The following is a 13,172-nucleotide window of genomic DNA, read 5'->3' on the forward strand; positions in this document are numbered from 1 at the left end:
CGACGCTCTGCCGGCCGCCCGGTAGGTTCGGGGCCGTGGAAGAGCAGGACCCCCGGATCTCCGACCTCGGTTTCGCGCGCGTGGACCTCGATCGCGCGGCGCGCACCGGCGACCCCGAGGTCGTCTACGGCGCCGGCAAGACGCCCGACCAGGTCGTCGGGATCCTCCGGGCGCTGCACGACAAGCACCCCGAGCGCGCGGTGCTCGCGACCCGGCTCTCGCCCGAGGCGCTCGACGTCGTCGCGGACGCGCTCCCCGACGCCGAGATCGACCTGGTCGCCCGCGCGGTGACGCTCGGCCCGCTGCCTGCGACCCACGGCACGGTCGCGGTCGTCGCCGCCGGCACGTCCGACGCCCCGGTCGCGGCCGAGGCCGCCCTGACCATCCGGGTCCACGGTGCCGCGGTCGACCGGATCGACGACGTCGGCGTCGCGGGACTGCACCGGCTGCTCGGCGTACGCGACCGGCTCGCCGAGGCCGACTGCCTCGTCGTCATCGCCGGCATGGAGGGCGCACTCCCGTCCGTGGTCGGCGGGCTCACCGGCGTGCCCCTCGTCGCGGTGCCCACGAGCGTCGGGTACGGCGCCTCGCTGGGCGGCGTCGCGGCGCTGCTCGCGATGCTCAACTCCTGCGCTCCGGGCGTCACGGTCGTCAACATCGACAACGGTTACGGCGCCGGGGTCCACGCCGCGCGCGTCGCCCGGCAGAGCGCTCGATGACCTCTCTCTGGGTCGATGCCACCTCCGGCGCGAGCGGCGACATGCTGCTCGGCGCGCTCGTCGGCGCCGGGGTCCCGGTCGAGGTGCTGCAGCACGCCGTCGACGCGGTCGCGCCCGAGCCGGTGACCCTCCGGGTCGAGGAGGTACGCCGGGGCGGGCTGGCCGCCACCCGGGTGCACGTCGAGATCAGCGAGTCCCACCACCACCGAACCTGGCGCGACATCCGCGGCATGCTCGCGGGCTCCGACACGGCACTGGCCGTGTTCGAGCGCCTCGCGGTCGCCGAGGGCGCTGTGCACGGGATGCCGGCCGACGACGTGCACTTCCACGAGGTCGGTGCCCTCGACGCGATCGCCGACGTGGTCGGCGTCTGCGCGGGCTTCGCCCACCTCGGTGCGGAGTCCGTGACCGTCTCGCCGGTCGCGGTCGGGTCCGGCACCGTGCAGACGCAGCACGGGACCCTGCCGGTCCCGCCGCCGGCCGTCGCCGAGCTGCTGCGCGGTGTCCCGACGCACGCCGGCGTCGTCCCGATGGAGCTCTGCACCCCGACCGGCGCGGCCCTGCTGACCACGCTCGCCACGTCGTGGGGTCCCCAGCCGGCGATGACGGTCGAGGCGATCGGCGTCGGTGCGGGCGGGCGGGACCCGGAGGGGCACGCCAACGTGCTGCGGCTCTTCCGGGGTTTCGAGGCGGGACTTCGTCCCTCCTCAACCGCCGGCTCAGGGCCCCTCCTGCTGGAGTGCAACGTCGACGACCTCGACCCTCGGGTCTGGCCCAACGTGATCGCGGCGCTGCTCGAGGCGGGCGCGTCGGACGCCTGGCTGACGCCGATCCTGATGAAGAAGGGACGGCCCGCCCACACGCTCAGCGCGCTGGTCGACGCGAGCCGCGCGGGCGACGTACGCGCGGCGATCTTCCGCCAGACCTCCACCATCGGCCTGCGCGAGCAGCCGCTGACCAAGCACGCGCTCGACCGTGAGATGGTCGAGGTGGTGATCGACGGCCACACCGTGGCCGTGAAGCTCGCCCGTCACGACGGCGTCGTGGTGAACGCCCAACCCGAGTACGACGACGTGGTCCGCACCGCGACGGAGCTCGGACGCCCGGTGAGCGACGTGCTCGCCGAGGCGACCTCCCTCGCCAGAAAGTTTCTCTGATGGACCCGGTCGTCATCGGCCTCACCTTCGTCGCGATCTTCGTGGTCGAGCTGCCCGACAAGACCTTCCTGGCGACGCTCGTCCTCGCGACGAAGTACCGCCCGATCCTGGTCTGGATCGGCGTCGGGCTCGCCTTCCTGGTGCAGACCCTGGTCGCCGTGCTGCTCGGCCACGCGGTGTCGTTCCTGCCCGAGGAGGTCGTGCAGGCGGCGGCCGGGCTGATGTTCCTGGTCGGGGCGGTGATCCTGATCCGCGAGGGCCGCAGCCACCAGGCCGCGGCCGAGTCCGACGAGGAGATCGAGACCAAGGACGTGCACGGCTGGCGGGCGGTGCTCGCGAGCTTCCTGGTGCTCTTCGCCGCCGAGTGGGGCGACCTGTCGCAGCTGCTGACGATCTCGCTGGTCGCGAAGTACGAAGCGCCGGTCTCCGTCTTCATCGGCGCCCTCACGGCGCTGCTGCTGGTCAGCGGCCTCGCGGTGATCGCCGGCCGGCAGCTGCAGAAGTTCGTCAAGCTGCACGTCCTGCACTACGTCGGCGCCGGCGTCTGCCTCCTGCTCGCCGCCGTCACGGCGTACGAGCTGCTCTCCTGACCCGGGCCGCCTCGCCCTCGAGGTAGCGGCGCTCCGCGAGGTTCGTCGTACGTCGGGCAGCCGACTCGAACGCCTCGGCCGCACCCGCCGGGTCGCCGGCGGACGCGAGCAGGTGCGCCCGGACGGCGTCGAGCCGGTGGTGCTCACCCAGCCGCGCGGCCACCTCGTCGACGGTGGCCAACCCAGCCTCCGGACCGTCGACCATCGCCACCGCGACCGCCCGGTTGAGCGCCACGACCGGGTTGTCCGTGAGCGCCTCCAGCCGGGTGTAGAGCGCCAGGATGCTCGGCCAGTCGGTCTCGTCCGCGGTCGCGGCCAGGTCGTGCACGGCGGCGATCCGCGCCTGGAGCTGGTACTCCCCCGCCGGCTCGCCGGCGCCGTCGAGCAGCGCGAGACCCTCGGCGACCAGCGCGTGGTCCCAGCGCGACCGGTCCTGCTCGGGCAGCGGCACCAGCTCGCCGTCGACGCCCTCCCGGGCCGGTCGCCGGGCGTCGAGCAGCAGCATCATCGCGAGGAGTCCGGCGATCTCGTCGTCGTCCGGGACGGCGCCATGCACCATCCGGGTGAGGCGGATGGCCTCGGCCGACAGGTCGGTGCGGGTCACGGCCGAACCGCTGCTCCCGACGTACCCCTCGTTGAAGACCAGGTAGAGCACGTGCAGCGCCGAGCGCAGCCGCTCGGGCAGCTCGTCGGGCCCGGGCAGCTCGAAGCGTGCCCCGGAGTCAGCGACGGTCCGCTTGGCACGGCTGATCCGCTGAGCCATCGTCGGCTCCGGGACCAGGAAGGCGCGGGCGATCTCGGCCGTCGTGAGGCCGCCGACCGCGCGCAGGGTCAGCGCGATCGCGGACGCCGGCGTCAGCGCCGGATGGCAGCACATCAGCAGGAGGACGAGCGAGTCGTCCTGGTCAGCCGCATCGAGAGGTACGTCGGCCAACGCGTGGCGGGTCTCCCGCAGCCGCCGAGCGGCCTCGCTGCGGGCGGCGTCGATCAGCCGGCGCGACGCGGTGGTGATCAGCCAGCCGAGCGGCTGCTCGGGCACCCCGGCGTCCGGCCAGCGCTCGGCCGCGACGAGGAGCGCCTCCTGGACCGCGTCCTCGGCGGCCGCGAAGTCGGCGTACCGCCGCGCAACCACGCCGAGGACCTGCGGCGCCAGCTCGCGCAGCAGGTCCTCGACCTCGCCCGGGACGTTCAGATGCTCGTCCCGGCGGTCCGCAGGAAGGCGGTCATCTCGGCGACGTCCGTCGGGGCGTCGTCCATGATCCGCCGCAGGTGGATCGGCTGCGCCGTGGGCACCCCGCCGCGCCCGGGCACCGCGGAGACCAGCGCCGCGATCTCGATCGCCCGCTCCGGCGTCTCGACGTCGATGATCTGGAAGCCCGCCAGCCACTCCTTGAACTCCTGGAAGGGACCGTCGGTCACCACCGGCGCGGACCGGCCGTCCGAGGACACGATCATCGCCAGGTCCGGGCCGGTCAGGATCGTGTGGCCGACCAGCTCACCGGTCGTGGTCAGCTCGTCGTTGAGCTCGCCGTAGTAGTCCAGGTGCGCCTGGACCTCCTCGGGAGTCCAGTCGGACATCGGGCTCTCGTCCGGACCGGTCCGGAAGTCCACACCCACGAGGTATCGCGCCATCGTCGTACTACTTGCTCGTCGTGCCCACCGTGGCACATCCACCCCTGGGACGGAGCGGTCGAACCGTTCTCGACATCGCCGCCTAGGGTGGTCGCCATGGTCTTCGAACACGGCGCGGACAGCGAGGTCGGCACGCTGCAGACGGTGATGCTGCACCGGCCCGGCAACGAGCTCAAGCGACTCACCCCGCGCAACAACGACCGGCTGCTGTTCGACGGGATCCCCTGGGTCGCGCGCGCGCAGGACGAGCACGACGCCTTCGCGCAGGCGCTGCGCGACCGCGACGTCGAGGTGCTCTACCTGACCGACCTGCTGACCGAGACGCTGGCGAGCGACAGCGCCCGCAACCACGCGATCACGACCACCCTCGCCGGTCTCCACCTCGGCGACACGATGCGCGGCTACCTCGCGCGGGTGCTGCAGGACCTGTCGCCCGAGGAGCTCACCGGCTACCTCACCGCCGGCGTACGCAACGACGAGGTGCGCGGCGGCTTCGGCCTGGTCACCTCGCTGCTCGCCAGCGACGACTTCCTCATCGACCCGCTGCCCAACCTGCTCTTCACCCGCGACTCCAGCGTGTGGGTGGGCGACCGGGTCGCGATCACGTCGCTGACGATGCCCGCCCGCGCCCGCGAGACGCAGCTGACCGAGCTGATCTACACCGAGCACCCGCGCTTCCGGGGCACCCGCAAGATCCACGGCTGGCACCAGGAGCACGTGGAGGGCGGCGACGTGCTGCTGCTCGCGCCCGGCGTCATCGCCGTCGGCGCCGGTGAGCGGACCTCGCCCGCAGGCGTCGAGCGGTTCGCCCGCCAGGTCTTCCACGCCGGTCTGGCGCACACCGTGCTCGCCGTACCGATCATCCAGGAGCGCGCGACCATGCACCTGGACACCGTCTGCACGATGGTCGACGTCGACAAGATCGTGATGTACCCCAACGTCGCCGACTCCCTGCAGGCGTACGCCGTGACGCTCGCCGACAGCGCGGACGACGACCGCGACCTCCGGCTGGCGGTGGCCGACGCCGAACCGTTCCTGGTCGCTGCGGCGAAGGCGATGGAGATCGACACGCTCCACCAGATCGACACCGGCCTCGACCCCGTCACCGCCGAGCGCGAGCAGTGGGACGACGGCAACAACACGCTCGCCCTCGCGCCGCGCGTGGCCGTCGCCTACGAGCGCAACGAGGAGACCAACGCCCGCCTCGAGGAGGCCGGCATCGAGGTGGTCCGGATCGCCGGCTCCGAGCTGGGCTCGGGGCGCGGCGGCCCGCGCTGCATGTCGTGCCCGGTCTCGCGCGCACCGCTGCCGGTGGACTAGGGCACGGTTTACCCGCGCGCACCGCGCGGAAGGCTCCGCCGTGGAGGGACGACCCCGCGAAAGGCGGACCGCATGGCTGACTCGTTCTACGACACGTTCGCGCCCGAGGAGATCGCCCGGATCAGCGCTGCCGGCACCCACGTCACGGTGCCCGAGGGCTGGTCGCCGATCTGGGAGAAGACCCCGGCCGACAAGGCCTACCTGATCCTCGACGGCACCGTGTCCGTGCGCCAGCACGGCACCGAGATCGCCCAGCTCACCAAGGGCGACATCGTCGGGGAGGCCGCGATCGTCAACCACTCGCTGCGCACGGCCTCGATCGTCGCCCTGACCCCGCTCGAGATGATCCACTTCACCGACGACGCCGTACGCCGCCTCTGCGACGAGATGCCGTCCTTCAAGGCCGCCATCGAGGCCGTCGCCCTCGAGCGCTTCCCGAGGTAGGCGCTCCGTGGATCTCGAGCCGCTGCTGCTGGGCGGCTCGCCGCACCTCACCCGTGGCGAGGTCGCGGAGCGCGCCGGCGTCTCTCTCGAGGTCGCCGAGGAGCTCTGGCGGTTGCTGGGCTTCGCGCGCACGACCGCCGAGGACGTGGCCTTCACCGATGCCGACGTCGACGCGCTGCGCCAGGCCCGGGAGCTGATGGAGCTGGGCATCCTCGGCACGGACTCGCAGGCCGCGCTGGTGCGCACCTGGGGCCGCAGCTATGCCCGGCTCGCCGAGTGGCAGGCCTCGCTGCTCGTCGACCTCTCCCCCGACGACGACGTCGCCGCGGCCGCGTTGCCGCGCGTCGAGTCGCTGCAGTCCTACGCCTGGCGCCGCCACCTGGCGAGCGCCGTGGCGCGGGTCGACGCGTCGGCGACCAGCGGCCCCGAGACCCGGATGGCGGTCTGCTTCGTCGACATCGTCGGCTACACGTCGCGCAGCAAGAGCCTCGACGAGGCCGAGCTCGTCAGCTGGCTCGAGTGCTTCGAGGACGCCGCGACCGGACTCGTTGTCGACCACGGCGGCCGGATCATCAAGACCATCGGCGACGAGGTCCTCTTCGTCGCCGACCGGGCCGTCGACGCCGCCGAGGCCGCCCTGCTGATGACCGAGCGCGGCGCCGACGAGGACGACGACTTCCCGGCGGTCCGCGCCGGCCTCGCGTACGGCGACGTGGTCAGCCGGCTGGGCGACGTCTTCGGACCGACCGTCAACATCGCGTCGCGGCTGACGTCGGTCGCCCGACCGGGCTCGGTGCTGGTCGACGACGGCGGGCACGAGGAGCTGGCCGAGGAGGCGGCGTACACCTTCCGGCGGATGCGCCGGACGCCGGTCAAGGGCTACTCCAGGCTCCAGCCGCGGGTGCTGCGCAGAGCCGAAAGATGAAGGCTCGGCCGCTGTCGACGGGGGACACGACAACGACCGAGCGGGGCGAATCTACGTCGCCGGTCTGGGCCCGACCAACTCGGGGACGGCCGACGTGACGCTTATCGCAGGGTGACCTGGCGGTTCGCCAGACCCGACCGGGCGGAGCGCTGCTCGGTGGTCAGGTCGCTGGTGTCGGCGAGCGCCTCGGCGAGGTCGCGGGCGAACCGCTCGGCCGGCTCCTCGAGCGCCTCGGGGCCGGTGCCGACCGGCAGGTCCCACACCGGGGCGAGCAGGCCGTGGGCGCGGAACATGCCGACGAAGCGGGAGTCGTCGACCAGCACGTCCTGACCGGCTGCATGCAGCCGGGCGAGCGCGTCGAGCAGCTCGTCCTCGGGCTCCGGCATCACCCAGCGCAGGTGCTCCTTGGGGCCGACGTTGGTCCAGTACGCCGCCTCGACGGTGGTCAGCCGGGCGCTCGGGCTGGCGGCGGAGTTCGCCTGGTCCAGGGCGGCCGCGAGGCCGGCCCGGTCGTCGCTGTCGACGTCGGCGATCCAGAAGTCGAAGCCCTCGTGGACGGCGATGCTCAGCGACTCGTCGCTGATCAGGTCCTGGAGCTTGGGGCCCTCTCCGGGCGGGTCGGTGAGGCCGATGATCCCGGGCTCGGCGTCGAGGGCGAGCGACAGCACGGCACCCAGGTCGCGGGCCGGGTCGCCGAAGTTGTGCTGCACCTGCAGCCCGAGCCAGATCTGACCGCTGTCGCGCACCATCGCGGGCGCCGCCATCGGCAGCAGCGAGCACAGCTGGACGAAGCGGTCGGGGTGGTCCTTCAGGGTGAGCTGCGTCGTGGCCGCCGGGACCAGCTCGCGCATCGCCACCACGTCGCACTCCGACGGCATGCCCTCGAAGGGCCGACCGACGTAGACGGACGGCGCGCCGCCGGCCGCACCGTGGCAGGCCTTGTAGCGCTTGCCCGAGCCACACGGGCACGGCTGGCGCGGACCCACCTCTCCGGGGGTCGACTCCTGGTCACGGGACTTGGTGCGGGACTTCTTGGCCATGAGGCGAACCTATCCGGCGGCGTCCTCGCGCTGGTCCAGCAGGTCAAGCATGTAGGCCGGGCGGTCGGTGATGACGGCCTTCACGCCCAGCTCGAGGCAGAGGTCGAGCTGCTGGGGGCTGTTGACCGTCCACACGTGCATGTCGTGCCCGCTGGCGGCGATCCGGCGCCCGAGCTTGGGGTGTGCGGTCAGCTCGGCGATGCCGGGACCGACCAGCCAGTCGTCACCGATCACCCTGCACACCATCTTCCACTGGCGCGCGGAGTCGACGAGCTGGACCACGGGTACGGAGGGCGCCAGCCGCTCCACTCGCTGCAGGGCCGTCCACGAGAAGCTCATCACCCGCGCCGGGGAGCCCGGCCGGTCCCAGCCCAGGTGGCGCAGCTGCTCGACCAGGCGGCGCTCCACCAGCCCGCCGTAGCGCGTCGGGTGCTTGGTCTCGATCGCCACCTCGATCCGGCGGTCGTAGTCGGCCACCATCTCGAGCAGCGTGCGCAGGGTGAGCACCCTGTCCATCCGCTCGTCGCGGGCCGGTGCCTCGTCGTCGAGGTCGGCCCACGGGTTCTTCCAGGCCGCGAAGTCGAGCGTGTCGAGGTCGGCGAGCTCGGTGTTGGACACCAGCTTGGGCGTGCTCGCCGTACGCCGCAGGTCGCGATCGTGCACGCAGACCAGGTGTCCGTCGGCGGTGAGCCGGACGTCGCACTCGAGTCCCTGCGCCCCGGCGTCGAGAGCGGCGACGTAGGCACCGAGCGTGTGCTCCGCGTTCTCGTGGCTGGCGCCTCGGTGGGCGACCACCTGGGGTCTCACGCGACCATCGTCCTACGCCTCGGTGACCACTCCGGCCTCGACCCGCCAGCGACGGTCGAGTGTGACGGACTCGAGCAGGCGGCGGTCGTGGGAGACCAGGAGCAGCGCGCCGTCGTACGACGAGAGCGCCTCCTCGAGCTGCTCGATCGCCGGCAGGTCGAGGTGGTTGGTCGGCTCGTCGAGCACCAGCAGGTTGACCCCGCGGCCCTGGAGCAGGGCGAGCGCCGCGCGGGTCCGCTCCCCGGGCGAGAGGCGGCCGACGAGGCTCGAGACCTGGTCGGCCTTGAGCCCGAACTTCGCGAGCAGGGTGCGTACGTCGGCCGGCGACAGCTCCGGCAGCGCGGCCTCGACCGCGTCACCGAGCGGGCGGTCCTCGGCCAGCACGCCGCGGGCCTGGTCGATCTCACCGATCGCGACGGTCGCGCCGAGGCTGCTCGTGCCGGTGTCGGGCGCCGTACGGCCCAGGAGCAGCTGGAGGAGCGTGGTCTTGCCGGCGCCGTTGGGACCCGTGATGCCGATCCGGTCGCGGGCGTTGACCTGGAGGCTCGCCGGGCCGAACACGAAGTCGCCCCGCCTCAGCATCGCCTGGTTGAGGGTCGCGACGACGGCGCTCGACCGGGGCGCGGCGCCGATGCTGAACTGCAGCACCCACTCCTTGCGCGGCTCCTCGACCTCCTCGAGCCGGGCGATCCGCGACTCCATCTGGCGCACCTTCTGCGCCTGCTTCTCCGACGACTCGGTCGCGGCCTTGCGCCGGATCTTGTCGTTGTCGGGGTTCTTCTTCATCGCGTTGCGCACGCCCTGCGAGCTCCACTCGCGCTGGGTGCGCGCCCGCGACACGAGGTCGGCCTTCTTGTCGGCGAACTCGTCGTAGGCCTCGCGCGCGTGCCGCCGGGCGATCGCGCGCTCCTCGAGGAAGGAGTCGTAGCCGCCGTCGTAGACCGTGACCTGCTGCTGCACGAGGTCGAGCTCGACGATCCGGGTGACGCACCGGGCCAGGAACTCGCGGTCGTGGGAGACGAGCACGACGCCGGCGCGCAGACCGCGCACGAACTCCTCGAGCCGCTCGAGGCCCGCCAGGTCGAGGTCGTTGGTGGGCTCGTCGAGGAGCACGACGTCGAAGCGGCTCAGCAGCAGCGCCGCCAGCGCCGCCCGGGCCGCCTGGCCCCCCGACAGCGAGGTCATCAGGGCGTCGGGACCGACGTCGAGCCCGAGGTCGGCCAGCATCGGCGCGAGCCGGTCGTCGAGGTCGGCCGCGCCGCTGGCCATCCAGTGGTCGAAGGCCACGGCGTACTCGTCGTCGGCTCCGGGCCGGTCGCTCCCGAGGGCCTCCGCGGACGCCTCCATCGCGACCGTCGCCGCGGTCGCGCCGGTGCGGCGGCCGACGTACGCCGCCACGGTCTCGCCGGGGATCCGCTCGTGCTCCTGCGGGAGCCAGCCGACGAACGCGTCGGCGGGCGCGGTCGAGACCGAGCCGGCGTGCGGCTCGAGGTCGCCGGCCAGGATCCGCAGCAACGTGGACTTGCCGGCACCGTTGGCGCCGACGACCCCGACCACGTCCCCGGGCGCGACCGTGAGGTCGAGTCCCTCGAAGAGAGTCCGGTGGCCGTGGCCGCCGGCGAGGTCCTTGGCGACGAGGGTGGCACTCACGGCGTCATCATCACCGGGACCTCAGGAACTTGCCGAAGTGGGGCACCGTGAAGGCCACGCTGCCCCGCTCGGCGGAGTAGACGAGGCCCTTCTTGATCAGCCCGTCGCGGGCCGGGCTCAGCGACTGCGGCTTGCGGTCCAGGTGCTTCGCGACGTCGGCGGTCGAGATGGGGCCGTCGACGGTGCCGTCGCCCGTGCCGTCTTGCGGGCCAGCCCCCAGGTCCGCCATCGCGACCATGTAGTCGCGCTCGGCCGGGGTCGCCCGGTCGTAGCGGGCGCCGAAGAAGCCGACCGCGAGCTCGGCCTCGGCCTCCGGCGCGGCCTCGTGGACGTCGGCGACGCGGATGGGGGTGCCGACCGCGGCGTCCCACGTCACCTTGCCGTAGGCCTGGACGAAGTAGGGGTAGCCGTCGGTCAGCCGGTAGAGCTCGTCGAGCGCGTCGTCCTCGAAGTCGACGTCCTCCTCGGCGGCCGGCAGCCGCCAGGCCCGTTCGGCCATCTCCCGGGGCAGCCGGTCGACCGAGACGTAGCGGAAGAGGCGTTCGGCGTACGACTTCGACGCGGCGAGCGCGACCGGCAGGTGCGGCAGCCCGGCGCCGACGATGATCAGCGGCGCGCCCTGCTGGCTGATCTCGTGGCAGGCGCCGCAGAGGGCGGCGAGCTCCGGGATCGCGATGTCCTGCATCTCGTCGACGAACAGCGCGATGCCCACGCCGAGGTCGCCCGCCAGCGTCGCCACGTCGGTGAAGAGCTCGACCAGGTCGAGCTCGAGGTCGCCGGAGTCGGCGCGCCCCTTGGCGGCGGGTACGTCGACCGGCGGGGTCCACCGCATCCCCTTGCGGTCCTCCATCCCGGTGCGCACCGCGAAGCTCTTCAGCACCCCGGCGACCTCGTCGACCCGGTCGGGGTCACGGTGCCGATGGGAGACCTCGCGGACCGCGGCGTGCACCGCCTGGGCGACCGGGATCCGGATCGACTGGTCGGGGCGGGCCTCGATCTTGCCGGTCCCCCACGCCCGGCGCACGGCCTGGCCGCGCAGCGCGTTGAGCAGCACGGTCTTGCCGACCCCGCGCAGGCCGGAGAGCACCATGCTCCGCTCGGGACGCCCCGCCGCGACCCGCTCCAGGGTCACCTCGAACTGCTCCAGCTCGCGGTCGCGGCCGGCGAGCTCGGGCGGGCGCTGGCCGGCCCCGGGGGCGTACGGGTTCCTGATCGGGTCCACGTCAGGACGGTATCCGGCTTTCTAGCGGATTCCGTAGACAACCCGCCGCTCCCGGTTGAATCGAGACTTCCGTCAGTCGAATCGAGAGTTTCGACCGACGGAACTCTCGATTCGACCGACGGAAGTCTCGATTCGACGTCAGGCGGACTCGACGACGCCCAGCCGGTCGCGGGCGTCCTCGTAGGAGCGCACCAGCCCGGCGCGGAGCATCTCGATCAGGTCGGGCACCTCGTCGATGGCCAGCCGGAACGACCCGGCGCAGACGTTCTCGCGCCACAGCGACAGCACGACCAGCCCGGACTCCTGGTGCCACGAGACCCGCAGCGCGCGGTCGCCCCCGCGGGCGTCGAGGAAGATCGACCCCGTCTCCGGCAGCGGGCGTACGGCGGGCACGTCTCCATGATGCTCCCGATCCGCAAGACCTGTCACCGGTTCTGCCTAGACTCGACCTGTGCCCGAGCTGCCCGAGGTGGAAGCCCTGGCTCTCGACCTGGGGAGCCGGCTCGACGGGCATGCCATCGCGAAGGTCCACCTCGCGGCGTTCAGCGCCCTCAAGACCTTCGACCCGCCGCTGTCGGCGGTGGAGGGCACGCTGGTCGACAGCGTCACGCGGCACGGCAAGTTCCTCGACATCGAGGCGTCGGGGCTGCACGTCATCCTCCACCTCGCCCGCGCCGGCTGGATCCGCTGGCGCGACGAGGTGCCCACGATCCCGCCGAAGCCGAGCAGCAAGTCGACGCTCGCGGTCCGGGTGGTCCTCGACGACCAGTCCGGGCTCGACATCACCGAGGCCGGCACCCGCAAGAGCCTGGCCATGTACGTCGTCCGCGACCCGATGGACGTGCCCGGCATCGCCAGCCTCGGCCCCGACCCGCTCACCGACGACTTCACCATCGAGCGGCTCTCCGAGATCCTCGAGCGCGAGGGCCGCAAGCAGCTCAAGGGCGTGCTCCGCCACCAGGGCACCATCGCCGGGATCGGCAACGCCTACTCCGACGAGATCCTGCACGCCGCGAAGATGTCGCCGTTCAAGCCGGCGAGCGGACTGACCCCGGACGAGCTGACGACGTTGTACGACGCCATCCGCACCACCCTCGGCGACGCCGTCGACCGCTCCCGCGGTCTGCACGCCAGCGAGCTCAAGGGCGAGAAGAAGACGAACCTCGCGGTGCACGGCAAGACCGGTCAGAAGTGTCCGGTCTGCGGTGACACGGTGCTTGAGGTGTCGTTCGCCGACTCGAGCCTGCAGTACTGCCCCACCTGCCAGACCGGCGGCAAGCCGCTCGCCGACCGCCGCATGAGCAAGCTCCTGAAATGAGTGACTGACCGATGAGCCAGATCCCGACCGTGGGCATCGACGCCGTGCCCGACCCGCTGCCCGAGGAGCTCTCGGTGCTCGACGTCCGCGAGGACTTCGAGTGGGAGCACGGCCACATCGACGGGGCCGTGCACATCCCGATGAACGACCTGCCCACCAGGCTCGACGAGGTGGGTGGCGGACAGACCCTCGTGGTGTGCAAGGTCGGCGGCCGGTCCGGCCAGGTCGTCGCCTGGCTGGCCGAGCAGGGCTACGACGTCGTCAACCTCGACGGCGGGATGCTCGACTGGGCGGCGGCCGGTCGCCCGATGGTGAGCGACACCGGCCAGCCGCCGCGGGTCGTCTGAG

The 13,172-nt window shown here is 72.5% G+C and carries 15 protein-coding genes; 8 read left to right on the top strand and 7 right to left on the bottom strand.

What is annotated here, in order from left to right; translation table 11 throughout:
• The first annotated feature begins 35 nt into the window (after positions 1-35).
• From larB to ABLE68_RS07740, 3 genes are read left to right on the top strand one after another with little or no spacing between them, the layout of a single operon-like run.
• A complete protein-coding gene (larB, locus tag ABLE68_RS07730) occupies positions 36-719 on the top strand; it encodes a nickel pincer cofactor biosynthesis protein LarB (protein WP_348870735.1) in 684 nt (227 codons plus the stop codon).
• A complete protein-coding gene (gene larC, locus ABLE68_RS07735; RefSeq protein WP_348870736.1) occupies positions 716-1,876 on the top strand; it encodes a nickel pincer cofactor biosynthesis protein LarC in 1,161 nt (386 codons plus the stop codon). The genes larB and larC overlap by 4 nt, the downstream gene beginning before the upstream one ends.
• Entirely contained in the window at positions 1,876-2,466 is a 591-nt protein-coding gene (locus ABLE68_RS07740; protein ID WP_348870737.1) for a TMEM165/GDT1 family protein, read from the top strand. Before larC ends, ABLE68_RS07740 begins: the two co-directional genes overlap by 1 nt.
• On the opposite strand, the gene ABLE68_RS07745 is transcribed toward ABLE68_RS07740, so the two are convergent.
• Together ABLE68_RS07745 and ABLE68_RS07750 are read right to left on the bottom strand one after the other, a co-directional pair.
• A complete protein-coding gene (locus ABLE68_RS07745; protein WP_348873245.1) occupies positions 2,441-3,658 on the bottom strand; it encodes an RNA polymerase sigma factor in 1,218 nt (405 codons plus the stop codon). The two genes, ABLE68_RS07740 and ABLE68_RS07745, sit on opposite strands and share 26 nt — an antisense overlap.
• Positions 3,655-4,098: a YciI family protein gene (locus tag ABLE68_RS07750; RefSeq protein WP_348870739.1), complete on the bottom strand. Its 444-nt coding sequence runs from the start codon at positions 4,096-4,098 to the stop codon at positions 3,655-3,657. The genes ABLE68_RS07745 and ABLE68_RS07750 overlap by 4 nt, the downstream gene beginning before the upstream one ends.
• Positions 4,099-4,194: 96 nt before the next feature.
• On the opposite strand from ABLE68_RS07750, the gene ABLE68_RS07755 reads away from it, so the two are divergent.
• From ABLE68_RS07755 to ABLE68_RS07765, 3 genes are all read left to right on the top strand, one after another.
• Positions 4,195-5,418, top strand: coding sequence for an arginine deiminase (locus tag ABLE68_RS07755; protein ID WP_348870740.1), 1,224 nt, complete (start codon positions 4,195-4,197; stop codon positions 5,416-5,418).
• Positions 5,419-5,490: 72 nt separating this feature from the next.
• Positions 5,491-5,862: a Crp/Fnr family transcriptional regulator gene (locus ABLE68_RS07760; protein WP_348870741.1), complete on the top strand. Its 372-nt coding sequence runs from the start codon at positions 5,491-5,493 to the stop codon at positions 5,860-5,862.
• A 7-nt stretch (positions 5,863-5,869) separates the two neighbouring features.
• Complete coding sequence (locus tag ABLE68_RS07765) at positions 5,870-6,787, top strand: adenylate/guanylate cyclase domain-containing protein (RefSeq protein ID WP_348870742.1); 918 nt, start codon at positions 5,870-5,872, stop codon at positions 6,785-6,787.
• 101 nt (positions 6,788-6,888) lie between these two features.
• Here ABLE68_RS07765 and ABLE68_RS07770 read toward each other — a convergent pair whose 3' ends face one another.
• The 5 genes from ABLE68_RS07770 to ABLE68_RS07790 form a co-directional block, all read right to left on the bottom strand.
• A complete protein-coding gene (locus tag ABLE68_RS07770) occupies positions 6,889-7,827 on the bottom strand; it encodes a DUF5926 family protein (RefSeq protein WP_348870743.1) in 939 nt (312 codons plus the stop codon).
• A 9-nt stretch (positions 7,828-7,836) separates the two neighbouring features.
• Positions 7,837-8,634 carry a glycerophosphodiester phosphodiesterase family protein gene (locus tag ABLE68_RS07775; RefSeq protein ID WP_348870744.1) on the bottom strand — a complete coding sequence of 266 codons (798 nt, stop codon included), beginning with the start codon at positions 8,632-8,634 and terminating at the stop codon, positions 7,837-7,839.
• A gap of 12 nt (positions 8,635-8,646) precedes the next feature.
• The gene (locus tag ABLE68_RS07780; RefSeq protein ID WP_348870745.1) at positions 8,647-10,284 is read right to left on the bottom strand and encodes an ABC-F family ATP-binding cassette domain-containing protein; all 1,638 of its coding nucleotides are present in this window, start codon (positions 10,282-10,284) and stop codon (positions 8,647-8,649) included.
• 10 nt (positions 10,285-10,294) lie between these two features.
• Entirely contained in the window at positions 10,295-11,506 is a 1,212-nt protein-coding gene (locus tag ABLE68_RS07785) for an ATP-binding protein (RefSeq protein ID WP_348870746.1), read from the bottom strand.
• Positions 11,507-11,644: 138 nt separating this feature from the next.
• Positions 11,645-11,899 (bottom strand): hypothetical protein, encoded by a 255-nt coding sequence (locus tag ABLE68_RS07790; RefSeq protein WP_348870747.1) that lies wholly within the window; start codon positions 11,897-11,899, stop codon positions 11,645-11,647.
• A gap of 58 nt (positions 11,900-11,957) precedes the next feature.
• Between ABLE68_RS07790 and ABLE68_RS07795 the strand changes: the two genes are divergently transcribed.
• Entirely contained in the window at positions 11,958-12,824 is an 867-nt protein-coding gene (locus ABLE68_RS07795; RefSeq protein WP_348870748.1) for an Fpg/Nei family DNA glycosylase, read from the top strand.
• An 11-nt stretch (positions 12,825-12,835) separates the two neighbouring features.
• Positions 12,836-13,171 carry a rhodanese-like domain-containing protein gene (locus ABLE68_RS07800; RefSeq protein WP_348870749.1) on the top strand — a complete coding sequence of 112 codons (336 nt, stop codon included), beginning with the start codon at positions 12,836-12,838 and terminating at the stop codon, positions 13,169-13,171.
• Position 13,172 lies beyond the last annotated feature (1 nt).

Origin of the sequence: Nocardioides pollutisoli (assembly GCF_040045055.1) — a bacterium.
Taxonomy (GTDB): Bacteria; Actinomycetota; Actinomycetes; order Propionibacteriales; family Nocardioidaceae; genus Nocardioides; species Nocardioides tweenelious.